This is a genomic window from Pelagimonas sp. (assembly GCF_058892305.1).
Genome location: NZ_JBZXVN010000007.1, coordinates 25,653 through 44,323, shown reverse-complemented (window position 1 = coordinate 44,323; position 18,671 = coordinate 25,653). Strand labels below are relative to the sequence as shown.

Sequence of the window (18,671 nt, the reverse complement as noted above, 5' to 3'; positions counted from 1 at the left end):
GGCGGGGTTTCCCTGCCCGGACCACTCTAACCGGAGGTTCCCCATGGATCGCCCTCGCTTTCGCTGGCACATTGTCGTGTTTCTGGCTCCTGCCGTGCTGGTCTACACCGCTGTGATGATTTTCCCGCTTTTCAACACGTTACGCTTGGCGCTCTATTCCAAGATCGACCAAGAACGCGTCTTTGTCGGCTTGGAAAACTTCCAACGCCTGTTCCTTGATCCGATCTGGTCGGACCAATTTTGGAACGCCTTGGGCAATAACTTCTGGTTCTTTGTCGTCCATATGCTGGTGCAAAACCCCATCGGGGTCGCATTGGCCGCCGTCCTAAGCCATCCGCGCCTGCGCTTTGCCGCGCTCTATCGCTCGGCCATCTTCATTCCAACCATCCTCAGCTTTGTAATTGTCGGCTTTGCGTGGAAACTGATCCTCTCGCCGATCTGGGGCATTGCGCCGTCGATGCTTGACGCGGTTGGCCTGAAATTCCTGTTCGCCCCGTGGCTCGGCAAAGAGGAATACGCGCTGACCACCCTCGCGCTGATCTCGGTCTGGCAATATGTCGGCATCCCGATGATGCTGATCTATGCGGCCCTTCTGACCATTCCAGAAGAGGTTTTGGAAGCGGGTGAAATTGACGGCGTCACCGGGGCCTCGGCCTTTTGGAAGATCAAACTGCCGCTGATCCTGCCCTCTATCGGGATCATCTCAATCCTGACATTTGTGGGCAATTTCAACGCTTTCGACCTAATTTATTCCGTGCAAGGCGCGCTTGCTGGGCCGGATTTCTCAACCGACATCCTCGGCACCTTTATGTATCGCACCTTCTTTGGCTTCCAGCTTCAGCTTGGTGATCCGCATATGGGTTCTGCCATCGCCAGCGCCATGTTCGCGATCATTCTGGTGGGTGTCTGTATCTATCTCTTCGGCATCCAAACCCGGATGCGCCGGTATCAGCTGTAAGGAGGCGAAAAGATGAACAAAGCACGCTCAAATCCGTTCAACGCCATCGCCATGCATGGTGCCTTGATCGCCTACACGCTCATCGCGCTGTTTCCGGTTTTTGTGATCCTGATCAATAGCTTCAAGACCCGCAAAAAGATCTTTCGCGAACCGCTGGCCCTGCCAGATGCCGAAAGCTTTTCACTGGTTGGCTATCAAACCGTTCTGAAACAGGGCGATTTCTTTCTCTACTTTCAAAACAGCTTTATCGTCACCGTTGGCTCGTTATTTTTCATTCTGCTTTTCGGGGCCATGGCCGCCTATGCGCTTAGCGAATATCGCTTTAAAGGCAACATGTTGATGGGTCTCTATCTGGCGCTCGGCATCATGATCCCGATCCGTATCGGCACCGTCGCCATCCTTGAAATGATGGTGCAAACTGGGCTGGTGAACACGCTCTGGGCGCTGATCCTTGTCTACACGGCCCAGGGGTTGCCGCTCGCGGTCTTCATCCTCTCGGAATTCATGCGGCAGGTTTCCGAAGACCTCAAAAACGCCGGTCGTATTGACGGCTTGTCCGAATACACCATCTTCTTCCGCCTCGTCCTGCCCCTCGTGCGCCCGGCCATGGCCACCGTCGCGGTGTTCAACATGATCCCGATCTGGAACGACCTGTGGTTCCCGCTGATCCTTGCCCCGGCGGAAGAGGTCAAAACCCTCACCCTCGGCTCACAAGTCTTCATCGGCCAGTTTGTCACCGACTGGAACGCGGTGCTCTCGGCCTTGTCGATGGCGATCCTACCGGTGCTGATCCTCTATGTGATCTTCTCCCGCCAGCTGATCCGCGGCCTGACATCGGGGGCGGTGAAATGACCAAACGCGTTGTTGCCCTTGTTTGTCCCTGTGCCAAAGACCAATCGAACAGCGGTCAGAAATGGCTCTTTGGCAACCATAGTGTCGAAGTTGTTGCGGTTGTGGACCCCAAGAAGCCGGAATGTGATCGGCGTATGATCCCGGTTTACAACACGGTTTTACGGGCGATGTGCGCGACCCGGGCCAAACACATTCTATATGGTAATCAGATGATTAGCTGCCTGAATGACCCCGAGGTGGTGAAATGACCCTACGCGTTCTCATCGCCGGGCTTGGCAATATGGGGGCCAGCCATGCCTTGGCCCACCATGCTAACCCAGATTCCCAGATTGTGGGGCTGGTAAGCCGCTCGGGCACCGTTGGCCATCGCGATCTGCAATCTTACCCAATCTTTGCGGACTTCCATCAGGCGCTAGCCGATACCAAACCCGATCTTGTCGTTGTTGCCACCTACACCGAAACCCACGCCGATTTTGCCATTGCCGCGATGGAGGCCGGGGCGCATGTCTTTGTCGAAAAACCTCTGGCGATGACCGTAGCCGACGCCGCCCGCGTCACCGCCAAGGCCAAGGCAACAGGGCGCAAATTGGTGGTCGGTTATATCCTGCGCCATCACCCATCTTGGGTCCGTCTGATCCAAGAGGCGCGCAATTTGGGTGGCCCGTTTGTCTTTCGCATGAACCTCAATCAACAAAGCTCTGGCGCGGAATGGGAAACGCACAAAGCGCTCATGCACACCACATCTCCTATCGTGGATTGTGGTGTGCACTACGTCGATGTCATGTGTCAGATCACCGACGCCACGCCGGTGCGCGTGCATGGCATGGGCCTGCGCCTGTCGGATGAGATCGACCCCAATATGTACAATTACGGCCAGTTTCAGGTCATATTCGATGATGGATCGGTTGGCTGGTACGAAGCGGGCTGGGGCCCGATGATGTCGGAAACCGCGTTTTTCGTCAAAGACGTCGTGAGCCCAAATGGCTCGGTGTCGATCACCGATGGCAACAAGGGGGCCTCGGCCGATATTGACGGGCACACCGCCGTGGGTGGCCTTTTGGTGCATCGCCCCGATGGTGACACGCTGATCGACCTGCCCGATGAACCGGGTCATCAAGATCTATGTGACGCCGAACAGGCCTATATGATCCGCGCCATTGCCGAAGACATCGACCTAACCCGACACATGAATGACGCGGTGCAATCGCTGGCGATTTGCCTTGCCGCCGATCAAAGCATCCGCACGGGCGCGCCTGTTGCGCTATCTGCCCCGCTCAAGGAGACCACCCAATGACCGCCTTGTCCCTCACAAACGTCAACAAATCCTTTGGCAAAACCCATGTGCTCAAAGACATCAACCTTGAGGTCGAAGACGGTGAGTTTGTCGTCTTTGTCGGCCCCTCGGGCTGCGGTAAATCCACCTTGCTGCGCGTCATCGCCGGGCTAGAAGACGCCAGTTCCGGCACCGTTGAAATCGGTGGCGAGGTGGTCAATCACACCCCTCCGGCCAAGCGTGGCATCGCCATGGTATTCCAAAGCTACGCACTTTATCCGCATCTCAACGTGCGGGGCAACATGACCCTCGCGCTCAAGCAAGAGGGCCAAAGCAAAGAGGAAATCGACGCCCGTGTGGCCGAAGCGGGGCGTATGCTCAACCTCGAAGAGTATCTCACTCGCTACCCCTCGGAACTCTCGGGGGGGCAACGTCAACGTGTCGCGATTGGCCGCGCCATCGTCCGTCAGCCCAAGTTATTCTTGTTCGATGAACCGCTCTCGAACCTCGACGCGGCGCTGCGGATGAATACCCGGATTGAAATCTCAAACCTACACCGGCAACTGTCGGCCTCGATGATCTATGTGACCCATGATCAGACCGAAGCCATGACCCTTGCCGACAAAATCGTCGTGCTTCGCGATGGTCGCGTCGAACAGGTCGGCAGCCCGATGGAGCTTTACAACAACCCCGCCAATCAGTTTGTCGCCGGTTTCCTCGGGGCCCCGTCGATGAACTTTCTGCCGGCCTCTCTGGTGGATGGCGCTGACCCGCGCACCCTTGGCATTCGCCCCGAGGATCTGCGTGTTGATGCCGTCGGAGACATCAGTGGCACCGTCACCCATGTCGAAGCTTTGGGGGGCGACACCAATGTGATCCTCAAGGCCGGGGATCATGACATCACCCTGCGCTTGTTTGGACAACATGGCGCGCGGATCGGGGATGAACTACGTGTTTCGGCCCCAGCTGAAAAACGCTTCTTCTTTGATGACGCGGGTCAGCGGATGTAATTAGCGCGAAACCTGCGTATCGGTCAGGCGGCTTTCCAAAAGGTCGCCTGTTTCCTCCAAAATCGGATAGCCCGTCATGGCGAAACAGGTGTTGACCTGTTTCAAAACGCGCAGGGTTTCCTGATGGATATTGCTGGCTTCGATACTGCCGATTTGCCCGTGGTTGAGACGGCCGAGGTGTTTGAGTTGCAGCTCTTGTTCGATCCGGCGAATGTTGTCCTTTTCGGCCACCAGCTCGCGGGCTTCGTCGGGGTTGCGGGTCATCATCACGTTAAGAGCAAGCTGCACATTGGCCAGAACACGGTCATAGAAATCGGCAATGTCGCGTTGCCCTTCGGCAGAAAAGCTAAGCTGTTCATGTTCCATTTTTGACGCCAGTTGAACCATGCGCCTCCCAACCAAATCCGCCGCCGCCGCAAGGTTGGTTGTCAATAGAGACAGGTCCATCGCACCCTTGATGATCTCATCATCAAGCTCTTGGCGGTTCAGTTTGGCGAGGTAAAGTTTTACATCTTTCTGAATGTGGCGCACGGCCTGTTCATGCGCATGAATGGTAGCGCGCGTTGTGTTATCCCACGAGATGTAGAGAGAGTTGACAGCTGTCAACATGTCCTCGATCCGCACACCCATTTGCAAAGATTCCCGCACCGCACAGCCAAGCGCGCGGCTTGGATGCGCCAGCGCCGCGTCGTCAAGCGCCGTGGCGCGAACTTGGTCATCCGGTGAGGAATGCGGCATCAGCCGGCTGACCAACCGGTGCAGGCTTTGAGTGAATGGCAGGGCCAGAATGCAAAGCAAAGCGTTGAAAGCCAGGTGGAGATTGGCAACACGGCCGCCCCCCGATTGCCCGAGCCAGTCAAACGTGGTTGGGGTCAAGATCAAAGCGGCAAGCGCAAGGACCGCCCCGCCGCCGCGCAGGGCAAGGTTTGACATGACAATTTGACGGGCGGGCATCGGCGCGGCGAGGGTCAGGATAACGGCGATCATCGCCCCACCTAGATTGGCCCCCAGAACCATAGCCATCGCCGCCTCAACCGGAAGCGCGCCTTGGCTCACGGCTGTGACAAAGACCAACACGGCGGCGACGCTAGAATGCACCATCCATGCAAAAAGCGCTCCGATCACAAAGGCCGACAAAAGATCGCCTTGAAGATAGGTCAGGATGCTGAGCGCGCCGGGGCTATCCATAATCGGGGCGGTGGCGGCACGCAGCATATCGAGCGAGACAAAGATCAGCGCCAAACCGATCAAGATGCGCCCGGTTTGGCGCAGACGGCGTTGACTTGACTTGAGAAAAAGGACAGTACCAACCAGCAATAGAGCCGGGATCAGCAAGGTTTGTTTGACCAGCAGGAGTTGAGCCACAATGGCCGATCCTAGATCAGCCCCCAGCAATATCGCCAAACCAACCGCCCCGGTCAGCGCCCCTTTGGCAGCGAAGTTGGACACCAACATCGCCACGGCCGTTGAGCTTTGTAACATCATGGCGGCCACCATTCCGGTGGCGGCGGCAAGGATGCGGCTTTGGGACGAGCGGCGCAACCATAGGCGCAGTTGCACGGAAAAGGCGCGCTCAACCCCGGTGCGCACAAGGCGCACGGACCAGATCAAAAGCGCTGCGGCTCCGGCGATATGAATCAGGAATGTAATCAGGGCGTTCGTGCCTCTTGTCGTTGTTAGTGCGGGGCCAGCGGCCTCAGGTTGTGGGGACGATCCAATCGGGGCAAAGGCCCGAGCGGGTGATGAAAGGCGCGGTGTCACGCCCTTGAAACAACCCATGATCAGTGATCAAAACCGTGCCGAACCCGGCGGCGGCCCCACCTAGAATATCTGTGTGCAGCGTATCGCCAACCATGGCAATGCGACGACTTGGAACGCCCTGCAATCGCGAAGAAGCGACATGAAAGGCGTTTCCAAAGGGTTTTCCAAAGAAAGACGGCTGGATACCGGTCGCATCCGCGATGTCATGGGCGATGGTGCCCGGTTCAATGCTCAACCCTGTGTCGCGTGGCGCAACTAGGTCCGGATTGGCTACGATCAACGGGCGCGGCTCGCGTCTTAGTGCGTCGATAAGACGGTTGGTATCGGCATCGGTCCAACGGCCACTTGAGAGCAAAATGAACCCACCGGCGCGCTCATAAAGGTCGGGGTCGTCATGCAAGGACTGCAGAGCAAAGGGGCTGTCGCTAAAGGTATCATTTGCAAGTGAGGCTGCCGCCCATGGGCGACCATCGAGAAGAAGGGGGAGCGAGGCGAGCGCAACGTCACGGCTTGAAACGACTTCGGCCGCGGTAAAGTCGAACCCCAAACGGTGATATTTTTCAAGCAGTTGCCTGCGCGTATAGCTGGCTGCATTGGTCAATACGACAAGCTTTTTGCCCATCTTGCGGAGTTCAGCAATGCGGTTGGGCGCGCCGGGAATCGGTTCTTCACCCCGGTTGAGAACCCCAAAGGCATCAAGGACGAAGGCGTCAAAATGCTCGGCCAAGTCGGCAAGGTTGTCTGCATGGCGTGAGGTTTTGGGACATGTGGCAACCGGGAGGCGCGGGCGGATGCTTTCGTAGCGATCAAAGGCCCAATCCGTGGATATTTCTTTCGTAAAATCCAAAGGTTAACCTGCTTGCGCGAAAGGACGGAAATCCTCACGCCAACTTAGCCCTTGCGCCAATAATTGACGCTGAACCCGGCCGGGATAGTCGGTGATTATCCCGTCAACACCAGCATCAATCGCAGCTTGAACATCGGCGGGTTCATTGGCCGTCCAGGCGTTGACGATCAGGCCAAGCTCTTGGGCCAACGCGACCTCATCGGCGCGAATATCGGCAAAATAGGGCGACCAAACCGAGCCACCCATGGCCGCGATCAAACGCGGAAGGGACCCACCGTGATCGGCCCGCGACGCCCCCGCCATCCAGTCAGATCCGTCGATGATATTGGCGTCCATCGGGGCATTTGGTTTGGCCTCATAGCTGAGATGAGAACGAGGCAGATTGGGGGCGATGTTGTTTGCACAACTTAGGATGCGCCAATCAAAGCTTTGAAAAATAACACGCTTCATGAGGTCGTGCCGTTCCAAAACGTCGATGATCGACGCGGTGTATTCCATCAACGGTGGCGTGTTTTCCGGCTCATCGGGGTGGCTTTTGACCTCAAGGTTCAGCCAGATGTCGCCATAGCTCGGTTGGGTCACCATCTCGGCCAAATCAGTCAATTTTGGCACCGTTTGACCGGTCAAAAAGGCCTGATCGGGATAGCGGTTGGCGTAATCGGTTCCGGCCCGCAATCCGCCGATGTCATAGCGTTGCAGCTCTTCAAAGGTCAGATCGTAAATCCGGGGCCCTTCGCCCGCCAACCATTGCCCATCCGGGCCACGAGTCGAGGCAGCCATTAGACGCGGATTATGGGTGATGACGGGAACGCCGTCAGCGGTTGATAACACATCCAGTTCGACCACCTGAACCCCGGTGTCAAACACGTGCTGGAATGCCATCATCGTGTTTTCCGGCAAGATGCCGCGCGCGGCGCGATGACCGTGCAGACGGACAATTCCGGGCGCTTTGCGCAGGGGGGCAAGAGGGTCGGACATATCAGTCTCCGATCCGTTTTTCAGTCGCCTCATCAAAGAGATGTAGCTTTTCTGTTGGCGCTGACAAAGTCAGCACTTCGCCAATCTGATGCTGGGTAATGCCTTCTAGGCTCGCAACAATTTGGATGTCTGTGCCGTCCAATATCCCGTGCAAAAGGGTAACACCGCCCAAGTGTTCGAGCATCTCGATGGTCATTTTAAAATGACCGGTGGCATCGGGCGTCAGATGTTCGGGGCGCACACCAAGTAAAACCTTGCCAGTGGCGGTTTGTCTTGTGTCGAGGCCGATGCCGTTGGGCATGGTCAAACTTGTTCCCGACGCGTTGCAGGGGATGAAATTCATCGCCGGTGACCCGATGAAACCGGCAACAAACACCGATGCCGGGCGTTCATAAAGCTCAATCGGCGTGCCGAATTGTTCGACGTAGCCAGCGTTCAAAACCATCAAACGATCCCCCAACGTCATGGCTTCGACTTGGTCATGGGTCACAAAGATCGAGGTCACGCCAAGGCGTTTTTGCAGCTTGCGAATTTCGAGCCGCATCTGCACGCGCAGCTTGGCGTCGAGGTTGGACAGGGGTTCGTCAAATAGGAAAACCTGTGGGTCGCGGACAATGGCGCGGCCCATGGCAACGCGCTGGCGTTGACCGCCGGACAATTGACGAGGTTTGCGGTCAAGGTATTGGCCAATCTCAAGAATATCGGCTGCCTCACGCACGCGGCGGTCAATTTCATCCTTGGAAAGCTTGCGGATTTTCAGCCCATAGGCCATGTTTTGGCGCACGCTCATATGCGGATAAAGCGCGTAGTTCTGGAACACCATTGCGATGTCGCGATCCGCTGGCTCTAGATCATTGACCCGCTTGTCGCCGATGTAGACATCGCCGGATGTGACGGATTCCAACCCCGCCACCATACGCAAAAGCGTGGATTTCCCGCAGCCCGACGGGCCGACAATGACGACAAATTCGCCGTCATTTATCTCTGCGTCGATGTGGTGCAAGACCTCGGTGTCACCGTAGGATTTCGTAAGTGTGTCTAGCTTGATACCAGCCATTGCTGCGTCGTCCTATTTGTCGGTTTCCGTAAGCCCTTGCACAAAGAGCTTTTGCATTGCGATGACCACAAAGATCGGAGGGATCATTGCGAGGAGGGCGGTCATCATGATGATATTCCATTGCGGAGATTGTTCAGCCGCTTCAAGCATTTGCTTGATCGAAACCACGATTGTCGACATGTCGCTATCGGTGGTAACCAAGAGCGGCCAGAGGTATTGGTTCCAGCCGTAGATGAACAAGATCACAAAGAGCGCGGCGATATTGGTGCGGCTCAGCGGGATCACGATGTCCCAGAAAAACCGCATCGGTCCGGCCCCATCAATCCGCGCGCTTTCCAGCATTTCATCGGGAATGGTGAGGAAGACTTGGCGAAACATAAAGGTCGCCGTGGCCGACGCGATCAGCGGCACGGTGAGGCCCCAATAGCTATTGAGCATGCCGAGGTTGGCGATGACTTCGAAGGTTGGGAGGATGCGCACCTCAACCGGGAGCATCAGGGTGATGAAGATCATCCAGAAGAAACCCATGCGGAAGGGAAACTTGAAATAGACAATCGCAAAGGCCGACAAAAGCGAGATGGCGATTTTTCCGATCGCAATCATCAGCGCCATGATCAGCGAATTGAACATCATCATCCAGACCGGCGCGGTCGCGGTCCCCGACAGGCCCGAGCCCCAGAACGTTTGTTTGAGGTTCACAAAGAACTGGTCGCCCGGCCACATGGGGATCGGGGTTTGCAGCATACGCTCGGCCTCGTGGCTGGCACCAACAAAGGTGATCCAGACCGGTAGGGCGACCATGGCCACCCCAAGCAAGAGGATGAGATGCGATGAGATCGCGAGGAGGGGGCGGTTCTCAATCATCAGTATTGCACCCTTTTCTCGATAAAGCGGAACTGGATGACGGTCATGCCGATCACCAGGATCATCAGGATGACGGATTGGGCAGCCGACCCGCCAAGATCGAGGCCGACAAACCCGTCGTTGAACACTTTGTAGACCAGCGTGGTGGTCGAATTGGCCGGGCCGCCTTGGGTCACGGCGTGGATGATGCCGAAGGTCTCAAAGAACGCGTAGGTGGCGTTGATCACCAACAAGAAGAAGGTGGTGGGTGAGATCAGCGGGAAGATGATCGTCGCAAAGCGGCGGATCGGACCCGCGCCATCAATGGCGGCGGCTTCGGTGATCGATTTGGGTATTGATTGCATTGCAGCGAGGTAGAAGAGGAAGTTATAGGCAACCTGTTTCCACGCGGCGGCGAGGATGACGAGGAACATGGCTTGAGAGCCATTTAGGTAATGATTCCAATCATATCCAACCATATCGAGCACATAGGGAAAGATGCCGATGGTCGGGTTGAACATGAACAGGAACAGCGCGCCAGCCAGAACCGGGGCAACCGCATAGGGCCAGATCAGCAAGGTGCGATAGGCGGTGGCTCCGCGCACGATACGATCGGCAAACCCGGCAAGGATGAGCGCAAAGCTCATCGAGAGAAAGGCCACAGCCGCAGAGAAAAAGATCGTCCGGCCAAAGGCGCTTCTGTAGTGGCTATCGCCCCACAGATATTCGAAGTTTTCGAACCAGACGAATTCGGTCGAGAGGCCAAAGGCGTCTTCGATCAGAAACGACTGATACACCGCTTGACTGGCGGGCCAGATGAAGAAGATCACCGTGATGATGACCTGCGGCGCGACCAGCAGATAAGGCAGGACGGAGGCCGGAAAGTGAACGCGCTTGAGCATCGTGTCTCGGATTGATCAGAGTGGAAAATGGCCCGGCAACACAAGGGTCGCCGGGCCGGTTCACCGGGAGGGCGGTGAGTTACTTGGCGGAGCGCTCGAACTTGCGCAGCAATTCGTTGCCACGCTTGGCGGCGTTGTCCAGCGCTTCTTGCGCCGAGATATTGCCAGCCCAGAGAGCTTCCATTTCTTCGTTGATCACGTCGCGGACCTGAACAAAGTTACCAAAGCGCAGACCGCGCGAATTGGCCGTCGGTGTGTTCAAGCTCAGCTGTTTGATCGCGGTGTCGGTGCCGGGGTTGCTTTCATAGAACCCTTGCTCGGCGCTCAGCTCTGCGGCGGCTTTGGTGATCGGCACATAACCGGTTTCCTGATGCCACCAAGCCTGAACCTCTGGCGAAGACAGGTAGGTCAGGAACTTGGCCAAACCTTTGTATTCGTCAGCCTCGTGACCGGCCAGCGCCCAAAGGGTCGCGCCACCAATGATCGAGTTTTGCGGCGCATCCGCCAGCTTGGTGTCGAGCGGCAGCATTGTCTGACCAAACTCAAACTTGGCTTGCGATTTGATCGAGCCGTAATAGGCAGACGAGTTCATCCACATGCCACATTCACCGTTGGTGAACATCGGAAGGCTGTCACCGCGACGCCCGCCGTAAACGAATTTGTTGTCGGCCTGCATGTCGGCAACCGATTGCAAACGCGCCGCAACTTTGTCGTTGTTAAAGGTGAATTCGGTGTCAAACCCAGCAAAGCCGTTTTCTTTGGTGCCCAGCTCCATGTTGTGCCATGCGGAGTAGTTTTCCAGCATAACCCAGGACTGCCAGCCAAAGGAAATTCCGCATTTCATGCCATTGGCAACCAGAGCGGCAGAGGCGGTTTCAACCTCATCCCATGTGGTCGGTGCTTCTACACCGGCGGCTTTGAGCGCGTCGGCGTTGTACCACAGAACCGGCGTTGAGCTGTTGAACGGCATCGACAGCAATTGGCCTTCGGGCGTTTCGTAGTAGGACACAACCGCCGGCAGATAATCGTCGCCATTGAATGGTTCACCCGCGTCTGACATCAGCTGTTCAACCGGATAGATTGCGCCTTTGGCGGCCATCATGGTTGCGGTGCCAACTTCGAAAACCTGAACCAGGTGCGGCTGTTCACCCGCGCGGAAGGCGGCAATCGCAGCGGTCATGGTTTCGGTGTAGTTGCCTTTGTAGGCGGGTGTCACAACATAGTCGGACTGGCTCGCGTTGAAATCGGCGGCGATTTTATCAACGCGTTCGCCGTTGGCCCCGCCCATAGCGTGCCACCATGTGACTTCGGTTTGCGCATAGGCAGCGCTGGCGAGGGCACCCATGAATGCGGTGCTCGCCAAAAGCGATTTGGTGAAGGTCATTGTGTCTCTCCCTGACAGCAACAAAATGTCGTTGTGAAACTGAGCATTTGCTAAGCGAAAAGATAATTCAAGTGAAACATTTGTAAATCTGACATAACATGATATTATAGTTATGGGGTGAGAGTGCCTTGATTTAAGGCGGTGAAAAGGGGGGTAAGTCATTGAAATTTCAACTAAGACAGCTGGAAGCGTTTCGCGCCGTGGCAGAAGCCGGGAACATTACACGGGCTGCAAAAAATTTAGGCGTGTCACAGCCCGCGGTGAGCCGTTTGCTATCGGATTTTGCCAAATCAATCGGATTTGAGTTGTTTGAGCGGCGGCGCGGGGTGCTCGAACCGACAAGTGAGTCGCGCTATTTGTTGACCGAAGTGAACCGTATTCTGGATGGGTTGGATCACCTCGAAGACTTGCGCCGTGACCTAACCGAACGCACCGCCGGACACATCCGAATTGCCTGTTTGCCCGGTTTCGCTACCAGCCATTTGCCCAAAGTGTTGGTCGATTTTCTGCATGACCGGCCCGGTGTGACGGTGACATTGGAACCGGATCGGCCAGAGCGGATTTTGGAATGGATCATCGGCGAACAATACGATTGTGGGCTGACCGATGGGTTTGCCGGACACCCGGCCACCGAAAGCCAAGATTTATATATCAAGTCGGTCTGCATTCTGCCCAACGGCCACCCTTTGGCGGAAAAACAGCGGATCAGCCCGGTAGATTTGGCTGATGAGCGGTTGATTCACACGCGTCGGGACAGTCGGTTTTACTATCGCCTTAGTCGGGCATTTTCCGATGCAGGACTAGAAATAAACAGCCTGATCGAAGTGCGCCAGTTCACAACCGCCTGCACAATGGTGGCCGAAGGCATGGGCGCGTCGGTGGTTAGCGCCCTAGACGCCGAACAATTTCGCGGGCGCGGTTTGGTGATCCGGCCGTTTTATCCGCAAATCTATCACCGCTTGTCGATCTTGCGACCCGCCACCGGCGCGCGTACTCCGGTTGTGCTGGATTTCATCGACGCCTTTGTCGACAGTCTCACCCCGTTTTTGGCAGAAGCGCCCCCCGAAACCGCCCGCATGACCAGCTAAGGGATCAAAATCCTCTCGGTCCGCTAGGATAGCAAAGGCCTGTGGGTCAGGCACCGGGCGTGAGCCAAGCCACCAAATAGGGGCCAAGGCGATCGGGTAGGTCGACGGTATTGTGGAGCGCGCAAAAGTTCAGAGCGATCGCCTGAACAATAAAGGCCTGCACCCCTTCGGCAAGCAATTCTGGCGCAACATCCTGGCGAAACTGCGGCGTTCGCATCCAATCTGTGAACAAGATGAATTGCCGTTCAAACGTCACGGCAATCGGCCCAATATCTTTGATAGCGGCGGCCCCTGAGCGACGAATAATCACGTCAAATACCACCCGTTCGGCCGCCATATAGCGCACCAAGGGCATGAGCGAATCAATGAGGTCTTGAACCGTTTGAGGCGCATCTTTTGCCTGCATCTTTTCCAAAATATCATCCATATCCGCGCCAATCAGATGATCGAGTAGCCCGTCCTTGTCGGGAAAATGGGCGAAAAATGTCCCTTTGGCTGTGCCGGCACGTTTCACGACCTCTTCGGTGCGCAATCCGGGATATCCCATGTCTTCAACAACTTGCCGCGCAGCATCAAGCAGTTTGGCACGAGTCTTTAGGGTGCGTTTTTGGATGGTCTTGGTCATGGCGTCACCTTTGCACGATTTTGTGACCATGGTCAAATTTGTTATTGACCGTGGTCATTTTTGATGAATATTGACCGTAGTCATTTTAGTGGAGAGCCCCATGTCACACAAAATTTTCGTCTTTGATGCCCACCCCGTTGCCAACACGCTGAACGCGCATTTGGCGACCACGTACCAAGCCGCAGCCCAAAGCGGCGGCCATGATGTCCGAGCGATGTCATTGTCACAAATGTCGTTTGATCCAGACTTTGGACAAACACATTACCGACACACCAAACCGCTAGAGCCGGATTTGGAAAGTTTTATGCAGGGGATTGAATGGTCCGATCATTTGGTGATGACCATGCCGATGTGGTGGGGGAGTTATCCGGCCAAAACCAAGGCTTTGTTTGATCGGGCGCTGATGACCGGGCGGGCGTTTGACACCCGCAACCCCAACTTCCTTGGGCTACCGGGCCCAATGCTAACTGGGCGCTCCGGGCGGGTGATCATCACCTCTGATACGCCGCGCATCTTTCAGCGACTTGTATATGGCGATGCTTTTCAGAAGCAGATCAAAAAACAGGTGATGGACTTTGTGGGCATCAAACCGACGCGGTTTACTTGGCTCGCCCAAGCTGGATCACCCAAGCCCGGACAGGTCGATAAATGGGCGGCCAAGATGGGTCAGCTTGGCCGCCTTGGTCAGTAGATCAGCCAACCACGTTGGTTTCAGGGCCATAGGGATAGCCGGTGATATTGTCGTTGCCATCCTCGGTAATCACCAGAATATCGTGTTCGCGGTATCCTCCGGCCCCCGGTTGGCCTTCTGGAATGGTCAACATGGGTTCCATGCTGATCACCATGCCGGGTTCTAGGACTGTGTCGATGTCTTCGCGCAATTCCAGCCCGGCCTCGCGCCCATAATAATGGGACAGAACGCCGAAACTATGGCCGTAGCCAAAGGTCCGGTATTGCAGCAAATCGCGTTCGGCAAAGAAGGTGTTGATTTGCTCGGTGATGTCGCTGCAACTCGCTCCGGGTTTCAGCAAGGACATCCCATATTCATGCGCGGCGACATTGGCCTCCCAAATTTTCAGGCTGGCGGCGTCGACCTCTTGCACAAAAAGCGTGCGTTCAAGAGCGGTGTAATAGCCTGAAATCATGGGGAATGTGTTGAGCGACAGGATATCGCCACGTTGCAATGCGCGTGCCGTCACAGGGTTATGCGCCCCATCGGTGTTGATGCCCGATTGGAACCACACCCATGTGTCGCGGTACTCCGCATCGGGGAACCGTTTGGCGATTTCCAACTCCATTGCATCGCGACCGGCCATGGCGATGTCGATCTCACGGAGGCCCGGTTTGATCGCGTCGCGGATTGCAAAGCCGCCCACATCGGCAACCTGCGCACCATGCCGGATCAGATCAATCTCAGCCGCCGATTTATGCATCCGCTGGCGCATGGTGGAAGGAGCGATGTCATGCGTCGCGCTTGGGGACAGGAATTCGTTCAGCAGCGCGTTTTGAGCAAGGGTCAGGTGGTCGCCTTCATAACCGATAACCTTGCCCGGCCCGGTAACGGATAGGATCGCGCGCCAATAATTGTTCCGCTGCCAATCGGTGTAGGTGATGTTGTCGGCATGGCTGCGCCGCCACGGCTGAGCAGCGTCGATGCCCGCGCTGATCGTGACGCTTTCGGTTGGTGTGACGACGAGGCCATAGGGGCGGCCAAAGCTGCAATAGAGAAACCCGGAATAGTAGGCGATGTTGTGCATCGAGGTGAAAACGCAGGTGTCAACGCCTTGGGCGGTCATCTCGGCGCGCAGTTTCGCCAAGCGTGAATCATATTCCGCGTCGGCAAAGGGACGCGTTTTTTCACCCTGGTGAAAACGATACTGTTGGGGACGTTCCATGAAACCCTCCTGTGATTGGCTGGGGAACCTTCCCCCGCCAGTTGGCAAAGCAAGGTCCCGGCGTGCAGGACGGAAAGGGGCATATAACTGACGACGCCATCGTCTACCCGGTCGTGATGGTGACCGAGGACATTCGGTTTGGCAAGTGGGTTCGACCCAAAAGCGCAACGTCACAGGCCGTTGATGTCCGAGCGATCAAGTTTGGAGCGGACATTAGCCCCCAAGCTGGGGTCGCATGGCCTGATAGATGACGGCCGTCGCAACATTGGCCAAATTTAGCGATCGAACACGCGTGTTAAGCATCGGCAAGTTAAAGACCCGATCGTCATTGCCGGCAAGGATTTCCGGAGACAGCCCCTTGGTTTCACAGCCGAAAACAAGGTAAGCATCTTTATGGTAGTGCGGCTCGTATATGGTTTGCGCGCCGTGCTCTTCAAAGAAATACAACCGATCGCGGGCTGGTTTACGTACCTCTACAAAGCTGTCCCAATCGTCGTATTCGCTTAGCTCAACATGTTTCCAATAGTCCATCCCGGCCCGACGCACGGCCTTTTCTTCGATGGAAAATCCATAGGGTTTGATTAAAATCAGCTCAAGATTTAGCGCCAAACACGTCCGCCCGATGGCACCGGTGTTGTACGGAATGTCCGGGGTGACCAATACGATTTTCATGCGCTCATCAGACATTGGGTGGGCCTTTGTGATTACAGGCGCAGAATAGGCCGGTTGTTGGTCACCTGTTATCCTGAGGAAGGGGCGCTTAGCAATGTCAACTTTAGTGAGTGCTAAAGGGCTGTAACGGTCCCGTCTTGGAAACAGCCAGCCAGAGAAAACCCCGGCTGGCCACAAAGATTAGACCGTCAGGCAGACGTACTTCAGTTCGAGGTAATCCTCGATGCCATGGTGACTGCCTTCGCGCCCCAAACCGGATTGTTTAACGCCGCCAAAGGGGGCATTTTCGGTTGAGATGAGGCCGGTGTTCACGCCAACGATCCCGTATTCCAGCGCCTCGGCAACCTTGTAAACGCGGCTTAGGTCCTTGGCGTAGAAATAGGAGGCGAGGCCAAAGATGGTGTCATTGGCAAGCTCGATAACTTCGTCTTCGCTCTCGAACTTGAAGATCGGGGCAAGCGGGCCAAAGGTTTCTTCGGTCGACACGGCCATGTCGCGGGTTGCGCCCTTGATGATGGTCGGGGCGAGGAAGTTGCCCGGCGATTGCGGGGTTTCGCCGGCAAAGACAACTTCGCCACCCTTGGCTTTGGCGTCGGCGATGTGATCTTGAACCTTTTGGATCGCCGCCGGGGTGATGAGAGGCCCGAGTTCGGAACCGGCTTCTAGCCCGTCGCCGACTTTCATTTGGGACACCTTCGCAGCGAGCTTTTCGCTGAATTCGTCGTAGACGCCGGATTGCACATAGATGCGGTTGGCGCAGACGCAGGTTTGGCCGTTGTTGCGGAATTTGCAGATGATGGCCCCGTCAACGGCGGCATCCACATCGGCATCGTCAAACACGATGAACGGCGCGTTGCCGCCCAGCTCCATCGAGCATTTCATCACGTTATGCGCGGCTTGGGCCAAAAGGATACGACCAACGCCGGTCGAGCCGGTAAAGGTCAGCTTGCGCACCTTGGTGTTTTCGCAGAACTCTTTGCCGATGCCTGACGCGTCGGAACCGGGAAGGATGTTGAACACACCGGCGGGGATGCCCGCGCGGTCCGCCAAAACCGCCAAAGCCAAAGCCGACAGCGGGGTTTCCGACGCGGGCCGGCCAACAAAGGCACAGCCAGCCGCCAGCGCAGGTGCGGCCTTGCGAGTGATCATCGCGTTGGGAAAGTTCCACGGGGTGATCGAGGCCGCAACGCCGATCGGCTGCTTCATCACCATAATGCGTTTGTCACGCATGTGGCCCGGTATTGTTTCGCCGTAGATGCGCTTGGCCTCTTCGGAGAAGAACTCGATGAAAGACGCGCCATAGGCGACCTCGCCCTTGGCCTCGGCCAGTGGTTTGCCCTGTTCCGCGGTCATGATGGTGGCAAGGTCGTCTTGGTTCGCCATCAAAAGATCAAACCATTTGCGCAGCACATTGGCGCGCTCTTTGCCCGTCCATTGCGCCCACTCTTTTTGCGCCACATAGGCGGCGTCAATGGCCCCGGCGACTTGGTCGCGTGACAGATCGGCCACCTGTGCGATGATGTCACCGCGCGCCGGGTTGTCGACGTCAATCTGACCTTGGCCGTCGACCCATGCACCATTGATGTAGGCGCGGGTTTCCAACAGCGACGGATCTTTGAGCAGGCTTTTTAGGTTGGTGGTCATGTCAGTTCCTTGGGACGTTTCTTGCTTGGCAAGAGGCAGAGCATCTGGTGAAGTGAATGTATATAGCCAAATGAGAAGACCCGATGGACCTAGATGACGCCTATGCCAATGCCCCGTATATTCCGAACGGGGAAAGCTACCCTGCAAAATGGGAGGCGGAGGCCGATGCCTTTCGCAAATCACAGGCGTTAACCGGGCGGGCGCGGCTTGGCCTGATGTATGGTCATGGCACGCGCGAGGTTTTGGATTTGTTCATGCCAGAAGGGACGCCCAAGGGTTTGGTTGTCTTTGTGCATGGTGGGTATTGGATGAAATTTGACCGGTCCTATTGGTCACATCTGGCGGCGGGTGCACAGGCTAACGGCTGGGCCGTTGCGATGCCGTCGTATGATCTGTGTCCACGGGTGCGTATTGGCGACATCACTCGCCAGATCGCCAATGCCGTCACGGTCGCGGCACGGGAAATTGACGGGCCTGTGCGCCTGTCGGGGCATTCTGCCGGTGGTCATTTGGTGGCGCGGATGTGCGCGCCGGGGGTGTTGCCCGATGATATCGCCGCCCGCTTGGCCAAGGTTCAGCCGATTTCGCCGGTGTCCGATTTGCGCCCCCTTATGCAACTCACAATGAACAGCGATCTGCGCGTTGATGAGGCCGAAGCCCAAGCCGAAAGCCCGATTTTCCAACCAAAACCAACCGCGCCCGTCACGGTTTGGGTCGGTGGCGATGAAAGACCTGTGTTCTTGGATCAAGCGCGTTGGTTGGCCGAGGCCTGGGGGTGTGGCCATCAGGTTGTGACCGGACGAAACCATTTTGATGTGATCGAGGCGCTGGCCAATCTCAACAGCGATATGACCCGCGATTTGCTGGGCTGATCACAAAGAT

The 18,671-nt window shown here is 56.4% G+C and carries 19 protein-coding genes; 8 read left to right on the top strand and 11 right to left on the bottom strand.

Annotation, left to right across the window (positions count from 1 at the left end; all coding sequences use genetic code 11):
* Positions 1-43 precede the first annotated feature (43 nt).
* From AC5EFR_RS03290 to AC5EFR_RS03270, 5 genes are read left to right on the top strand one after another with little or no spacing between them, the layout of a single operon-like run.
* Positions 44-958 carry a carbohydrate ABC transporter permease gene (locus tag AC5EFR_RS03290; RefSeq protein ID WP_493574536.1) on the top strand — a complete coding sequence of 305 codons (915 nt, stop codon included), beginning with the start codon at positions 44-46 and terminating at the stop codon, positions 956-958.
* Between the two features lie 12 nt (positions 959-970).
* The gene (locus AC5EFR_RS03285) at positions 971-1,810 is read left to right on the top strand and encodes a carbohydrate ABC transporter permease (protein ID WP_299938001.1); all 840 of its coding nucleotides are present in this window, start codon (positions 971-973) and stop codon (positions 1,808-1,810) included.
* Complete coding sequence (locus AC5EFR_RS03280; protein ID WP_493574535.1) at positions 1,807-2,058, top strand: hypothetical protein; 252 nt, start codon at positions 1,807-1,809, stop codon at positions 2,056-2,058. The genes AC5EFR_RS03285 and AC5EFR_RS03280 overlap by 4 nt, the downstream gene beginning before the upstream one ends.
* Positions 2,055-3,104 carry a Gfo/Idh/MocA family protein gene (locus AC5EFR_RS03275; protein WP_493574534.1) on the top strand — a complete coding sequence of 350 codons (1,050 nt, stop codon included), beginning with the start codon at positions 2,055-2,057 and terminating at the stop codon, positions 3,102-3,104. The genes AC5EFR_RS03280 and AC5EFR_RS03275 overlap by 4 nt, the downstream gene beginning before the upstream one ends.
* Positions 3,101-4,093, top strand: a complete 993-nt coding sequence (locus tag AC5EFR_RS03270) for an ABC transporter ATP-binding protein (RefSeq protein ID WP_299938009.1) — start codon at positions 3,101-3,103, stop codon at positions 4,091-4,093. Before AC5EFR_RS03275 ends, AC5EFR_RS03270 begins: the two co-directional genes overlap by 4 nt.
* Here AC5EFR_RS03270 and AC5EFR_RS03265 read toward each other — a convergent pair whose 3' ends face one another.
* The 7 genes from AC5EFR_RS03265 to ugpB all read right to left on the bottom strand — a co-directional run bounded on the left by AC5EFR_RS03265 (position 4,094) and on the right by ugpB (position 11,865).
* On the bottom strand, positions 4,094-5,872 hold the full coding sequence (locus tag AC5EFR_RS03265) for a Na/Pi cotransporter family protein (protein WP_493574533.1): 1,779 nt from the start codon (positions 5,870-5,872) through the stop codon (positions 4,094-4,096).
* Positions 5,790-6,701, bottom strand: coding sequence for an HAD-IIA family hydrolase (locus AC5EFR_RS03260; RefSeq protein ID WP_493574532.1), 912 nt, complete (start codon positions 6,699-6,701; stop codon positions 5,790-5,792). The genes AC5EFR_RS03265 and AC5EFR_RS03260 overlap by 83 nt, the downstream gene beginning before the upstream one ends.
* A gap of 3 nt (positions 6,702-6,704) precedes the next feature.
* Positions 6,705-7,679: a glycerophosphodiester phosphodiesterase family protein gene (locus AC5EFR_RS03255; RefSeq protein ID WP_493574531.1), complete on the bottom strand. Its 975-nt coding sequence runs from the start codon at positions 7,677-7,679 to the stop codon at positions 6,705-6,707.
* A 1-nt stretch (position 7,680) separates the two neighbouring features.
* Entirely contained in the window at positions 7,681-8,736 is a 1,056-nt protein-coding gene (locus AC5EFR_RS03250) for a sn-glycerol-3-phosphate import ATP-binding protein UgpC (RefSeq protein WP_493574530.1), read from the bottom strand.
* A gap of 12 nt (positions 8,737-8,748) precedes the next feature.
* On the bottom strand, positions 8,749-9,600 hold the full coding sequence (ugpE, locus tag AC5EFR_RS03245; protein ID WP_493574529.1) for a sn-glycerol-3-phosphate ABC transporter permease UgpE: 852 nt from the start codon (positions 9,598-9,600) through the stop codon (positions 8,749-8,751).
* Positions 9,600-10,481 (bottom strand): sn-glycerol-3-phosphate ABC transporter permease UgpA, encoded by an 882-nt coding sequence (gene ugpA, locus AC5EFR_RS03240; protein ID WP_493574528.1) that lies wholly within the window; start codon positions 10,479-10,481, stop codon positions 9,600-9,602. Before ugpA ends, ugpE begins: the two co-directional genes overlap by 1 nt.
* Positions 10,482-10,560: 79 nt before the next feature.
* Entirely contained in the window at positions 10,561-11,865 is a 1,305-nt protein-coding gene (gene ugpB, locus AC5EFR_RS03235; RefSeq protein WP_493574527.1) for a sn-glycerol-3-phosphate ABC transporter substrate-binding protein UgpB, read from the bottom strand.
* Positions 11,866-12,026: 161 nt separating this feature from the next.
* Here ugpB and AC5EFR_RS03230 point away from each other — a divergent pair, with 161 nt between their 5' ends.
* Entirely contained in the window at positions 12,027-12,953 is a 927-nt protein-coding gene (locus tag AC5EFR_RS03230; RefSeq protein WP_493574526.1) for a LysR substrate-binding domain-containing protein, read from the top strand.
* Positions 12,954-12,999: 46 nt separating this feature from the next.
* Here AC5EFR_RS03230 and AC5EFR_RS03225 read toward each other — a convergent pair whose 3' ends face one another.
* A complete protein-coding gene (locus AC5EFR_RS03225; RefSeq protein WP_493574525.1) occupies positions 13,000-13,578 on the bottom strand; it encodes a TetR/AcrR family transcriptional regulator in 579 nt (192 codons plus the stop codon).
* Between the two features lie 100 nt (positions 13,579-13,678).
* Here AC5EFR_RS03225 and AC5EFR_RS03220 point away from each other — a divergent pair, with 100 nt between their 5' ends.
* The gene (locus tag AC5EFR_RS03220; RefSeq protein ID WP_493574524.1) at positions 13,679-14,269 is read left to right on the top strand and encodes an NAD(P)H-dependent oxidoreductase; all 591 of its coding nucleotides are present in this window, start codon (positions 13,679-13,681) and stop codon (positions 14,267-14,269) included.
* A 1-nt stretch (position 14,270) separates the two neighbouring features.
* Here AC5EFR_RS03220 and AC5EFR_RS03215 read toward each other — a convergent pair whose 3' ends face one another.
* From AC5EFR_RS03215 to AC5EFR_RS03205, 3 genes are all read right to left on the bottom strand, one after another.
* A complete protein-coding gene (locus AC5EFR_RS03215; protein WP_493574523.1) occupies positions 14,271-15,473 on the bottom strand; it encodes a M24 family metallopeptidase in 1,203 nt (400 codons plus the stop codon).
* 213 nt (positions 15,474-15,686) lie between these two features.
* Entirely contained in the window at positions 15,687-16,160 is a 474-nt protein-coding gene (locus tag AC5EFR_RS03210) for a tRNA (cytidine(34)-2'-O)-methyltransferase (protein ID WP_493574522.1), read from the bottom strand.
* 165 nt (positions 16,161-16,325) lie between these two features.
* Positions 16,326-17,789, bottom strand: a complete 1,464-nt coding sequence (locus tag AC5EFR_RS03205) for an NAD-dependent succinate-semialdehyde dehydrogenase (RefSeq protein ID WP_493574521.1) — start codon at positions 17,787-17,789, stop codon at positions 16,326-16,328.
* 83 nt (positions 17,790-17,872) lie between these two features.
* Here AC5EFR_RS03205 and AC5EFR_RS03200 point away from each other — a divergent pair, with 83 nt between their 5' ends.
* Positions 17,873-18,661 carry a hormone-sensitive lipase gene (locus tag AC5EFR_RS03200; RefSeq protein ID WP_493574520.1) on the top strand — a complete coding sequence of 263 codons (789 nt, stop codon included), beginning with the start codon at positions 17,873-17,875 and terminating at the stop codon, positions 18,659-18,661.
* The last annotated feature ends 10 nt before the right edge of the window (positions 18,662-18,671 follow it).

Coding starts and splice junctions, on each gene's coding strand:
- AC5EFR_RS03290 (WP_493574536.1), top strand. CDS start 44: ATGGATCGCCCTCGCTTTCGCTGGCACATTGTCGTGTTTCTGGCTCCT.
- AC5EFR_RS03285 (WP_299938001.1), top strand. CDS start 971: ATGAACAAAGCACGCTCAAATCCGTTCAACGCCATCGCCATGCATGGT.
- AC5EFR_RS03280 (WP_493574535.1), top strand. CDS start 1,807: ATGACCAAACGCGTTGTTGCCCTTGTTTGTCCCTGTGCCAAAGACCAA.
- AC5EFR_RS03275 (WP_493574534.1), top strand. CDS start 2,055: ATGACCCTACGCGTTCTCATCGCCGGGCTTGGCAATATGGGGGCCAGC.
- AC5EFR_RS03270 (WP_299938009.1), top strand. CDS start 3,101: ATGACCGCCTTGTCCCTCACAAACGTCAACAAATCCTTTGGCAAAACC.
- AC5EFR_RS03265 (WP_493574533.1), bottom strand. CDS start 5,872: ATGGGTTGTTTCAAGGGCGTGACACCGCGCCTTTCATCACCCGCTCGG.
- AC5EFR_RS03255 (WP_493574531.1), bottom strand. CDS start 7,679: ATGTCCGACCCTCTTGCCCCCCTGCGCAAAGCGCCCGGAATTGTCCGT.
- AC5EFR_RS03250 (WP_493574530.1), bottom strand. CDS start 8,736: ATGGCTGGTATCAAGCTAGACACACTTACGAAATCCTACGGTGACACC.
- ugpE (WP_493574529.1), bottom strand. CDS start 9,600: ATGATTGAGAACCGCCCCCTCCTCGCGATCTCATCGCATCTCATCCTC.
- ugpA (WP_493574528.1), bottom strand. CDS start 10,481: ATGCTCAAGCGCGTTCACTTTCCGGCCTCCGTCCTGCCTTATCTGCTG.
- ugpB (WP_493574527.1), bottom strand. CDS start 11,865: ATGACCTTCACCAAATCGCTTTTGGCGAGCACCGCATTCATGGGTGCC.
- AC5EFR_RS03225 (WP_493574525.1), bottom strand. CDS start 13,578: ATGACCAAGACCATCCAAAAACGCACCCTAAAGACTCGTGCCAAACTG.
- AC5EFR_RS03220 (WP_493574524.1), top strand. CDS start 13,679: ATGTCACACAAAATTTTCGTCTTTGATGCCCACCCCGTTGCCAACACG.
- AC5EFR_RS03215 (WP_493574523.1), bottom strand. CDS start 15,473: ATGGAACGTCCCCAACAGTATCGTTTTCACCAGGGTGAAAAAACGCGT.
- AC5EFR_RS03210 (WP_493574522.1), bottom strand. CDS start 16,160: ATGTCTGATGAGCGCATGAAAATCGTATTGGTCACCCCGGACATTCCG.
- AC5EFR_RS03205 (WP_493574521.1), bottom strand. CDS start 17,789: ATGACCACCAACCTAAAAAGCCTGCTCAAAGATCCGTCGCTGTTGGAA.
- AC5EFR_RS03200 (WP_493574520.1), top strand. CDS start 17,873: ATGGACCTAGATGACGCCTATGCCAATGCCCCGTATATTCCGAACGGG.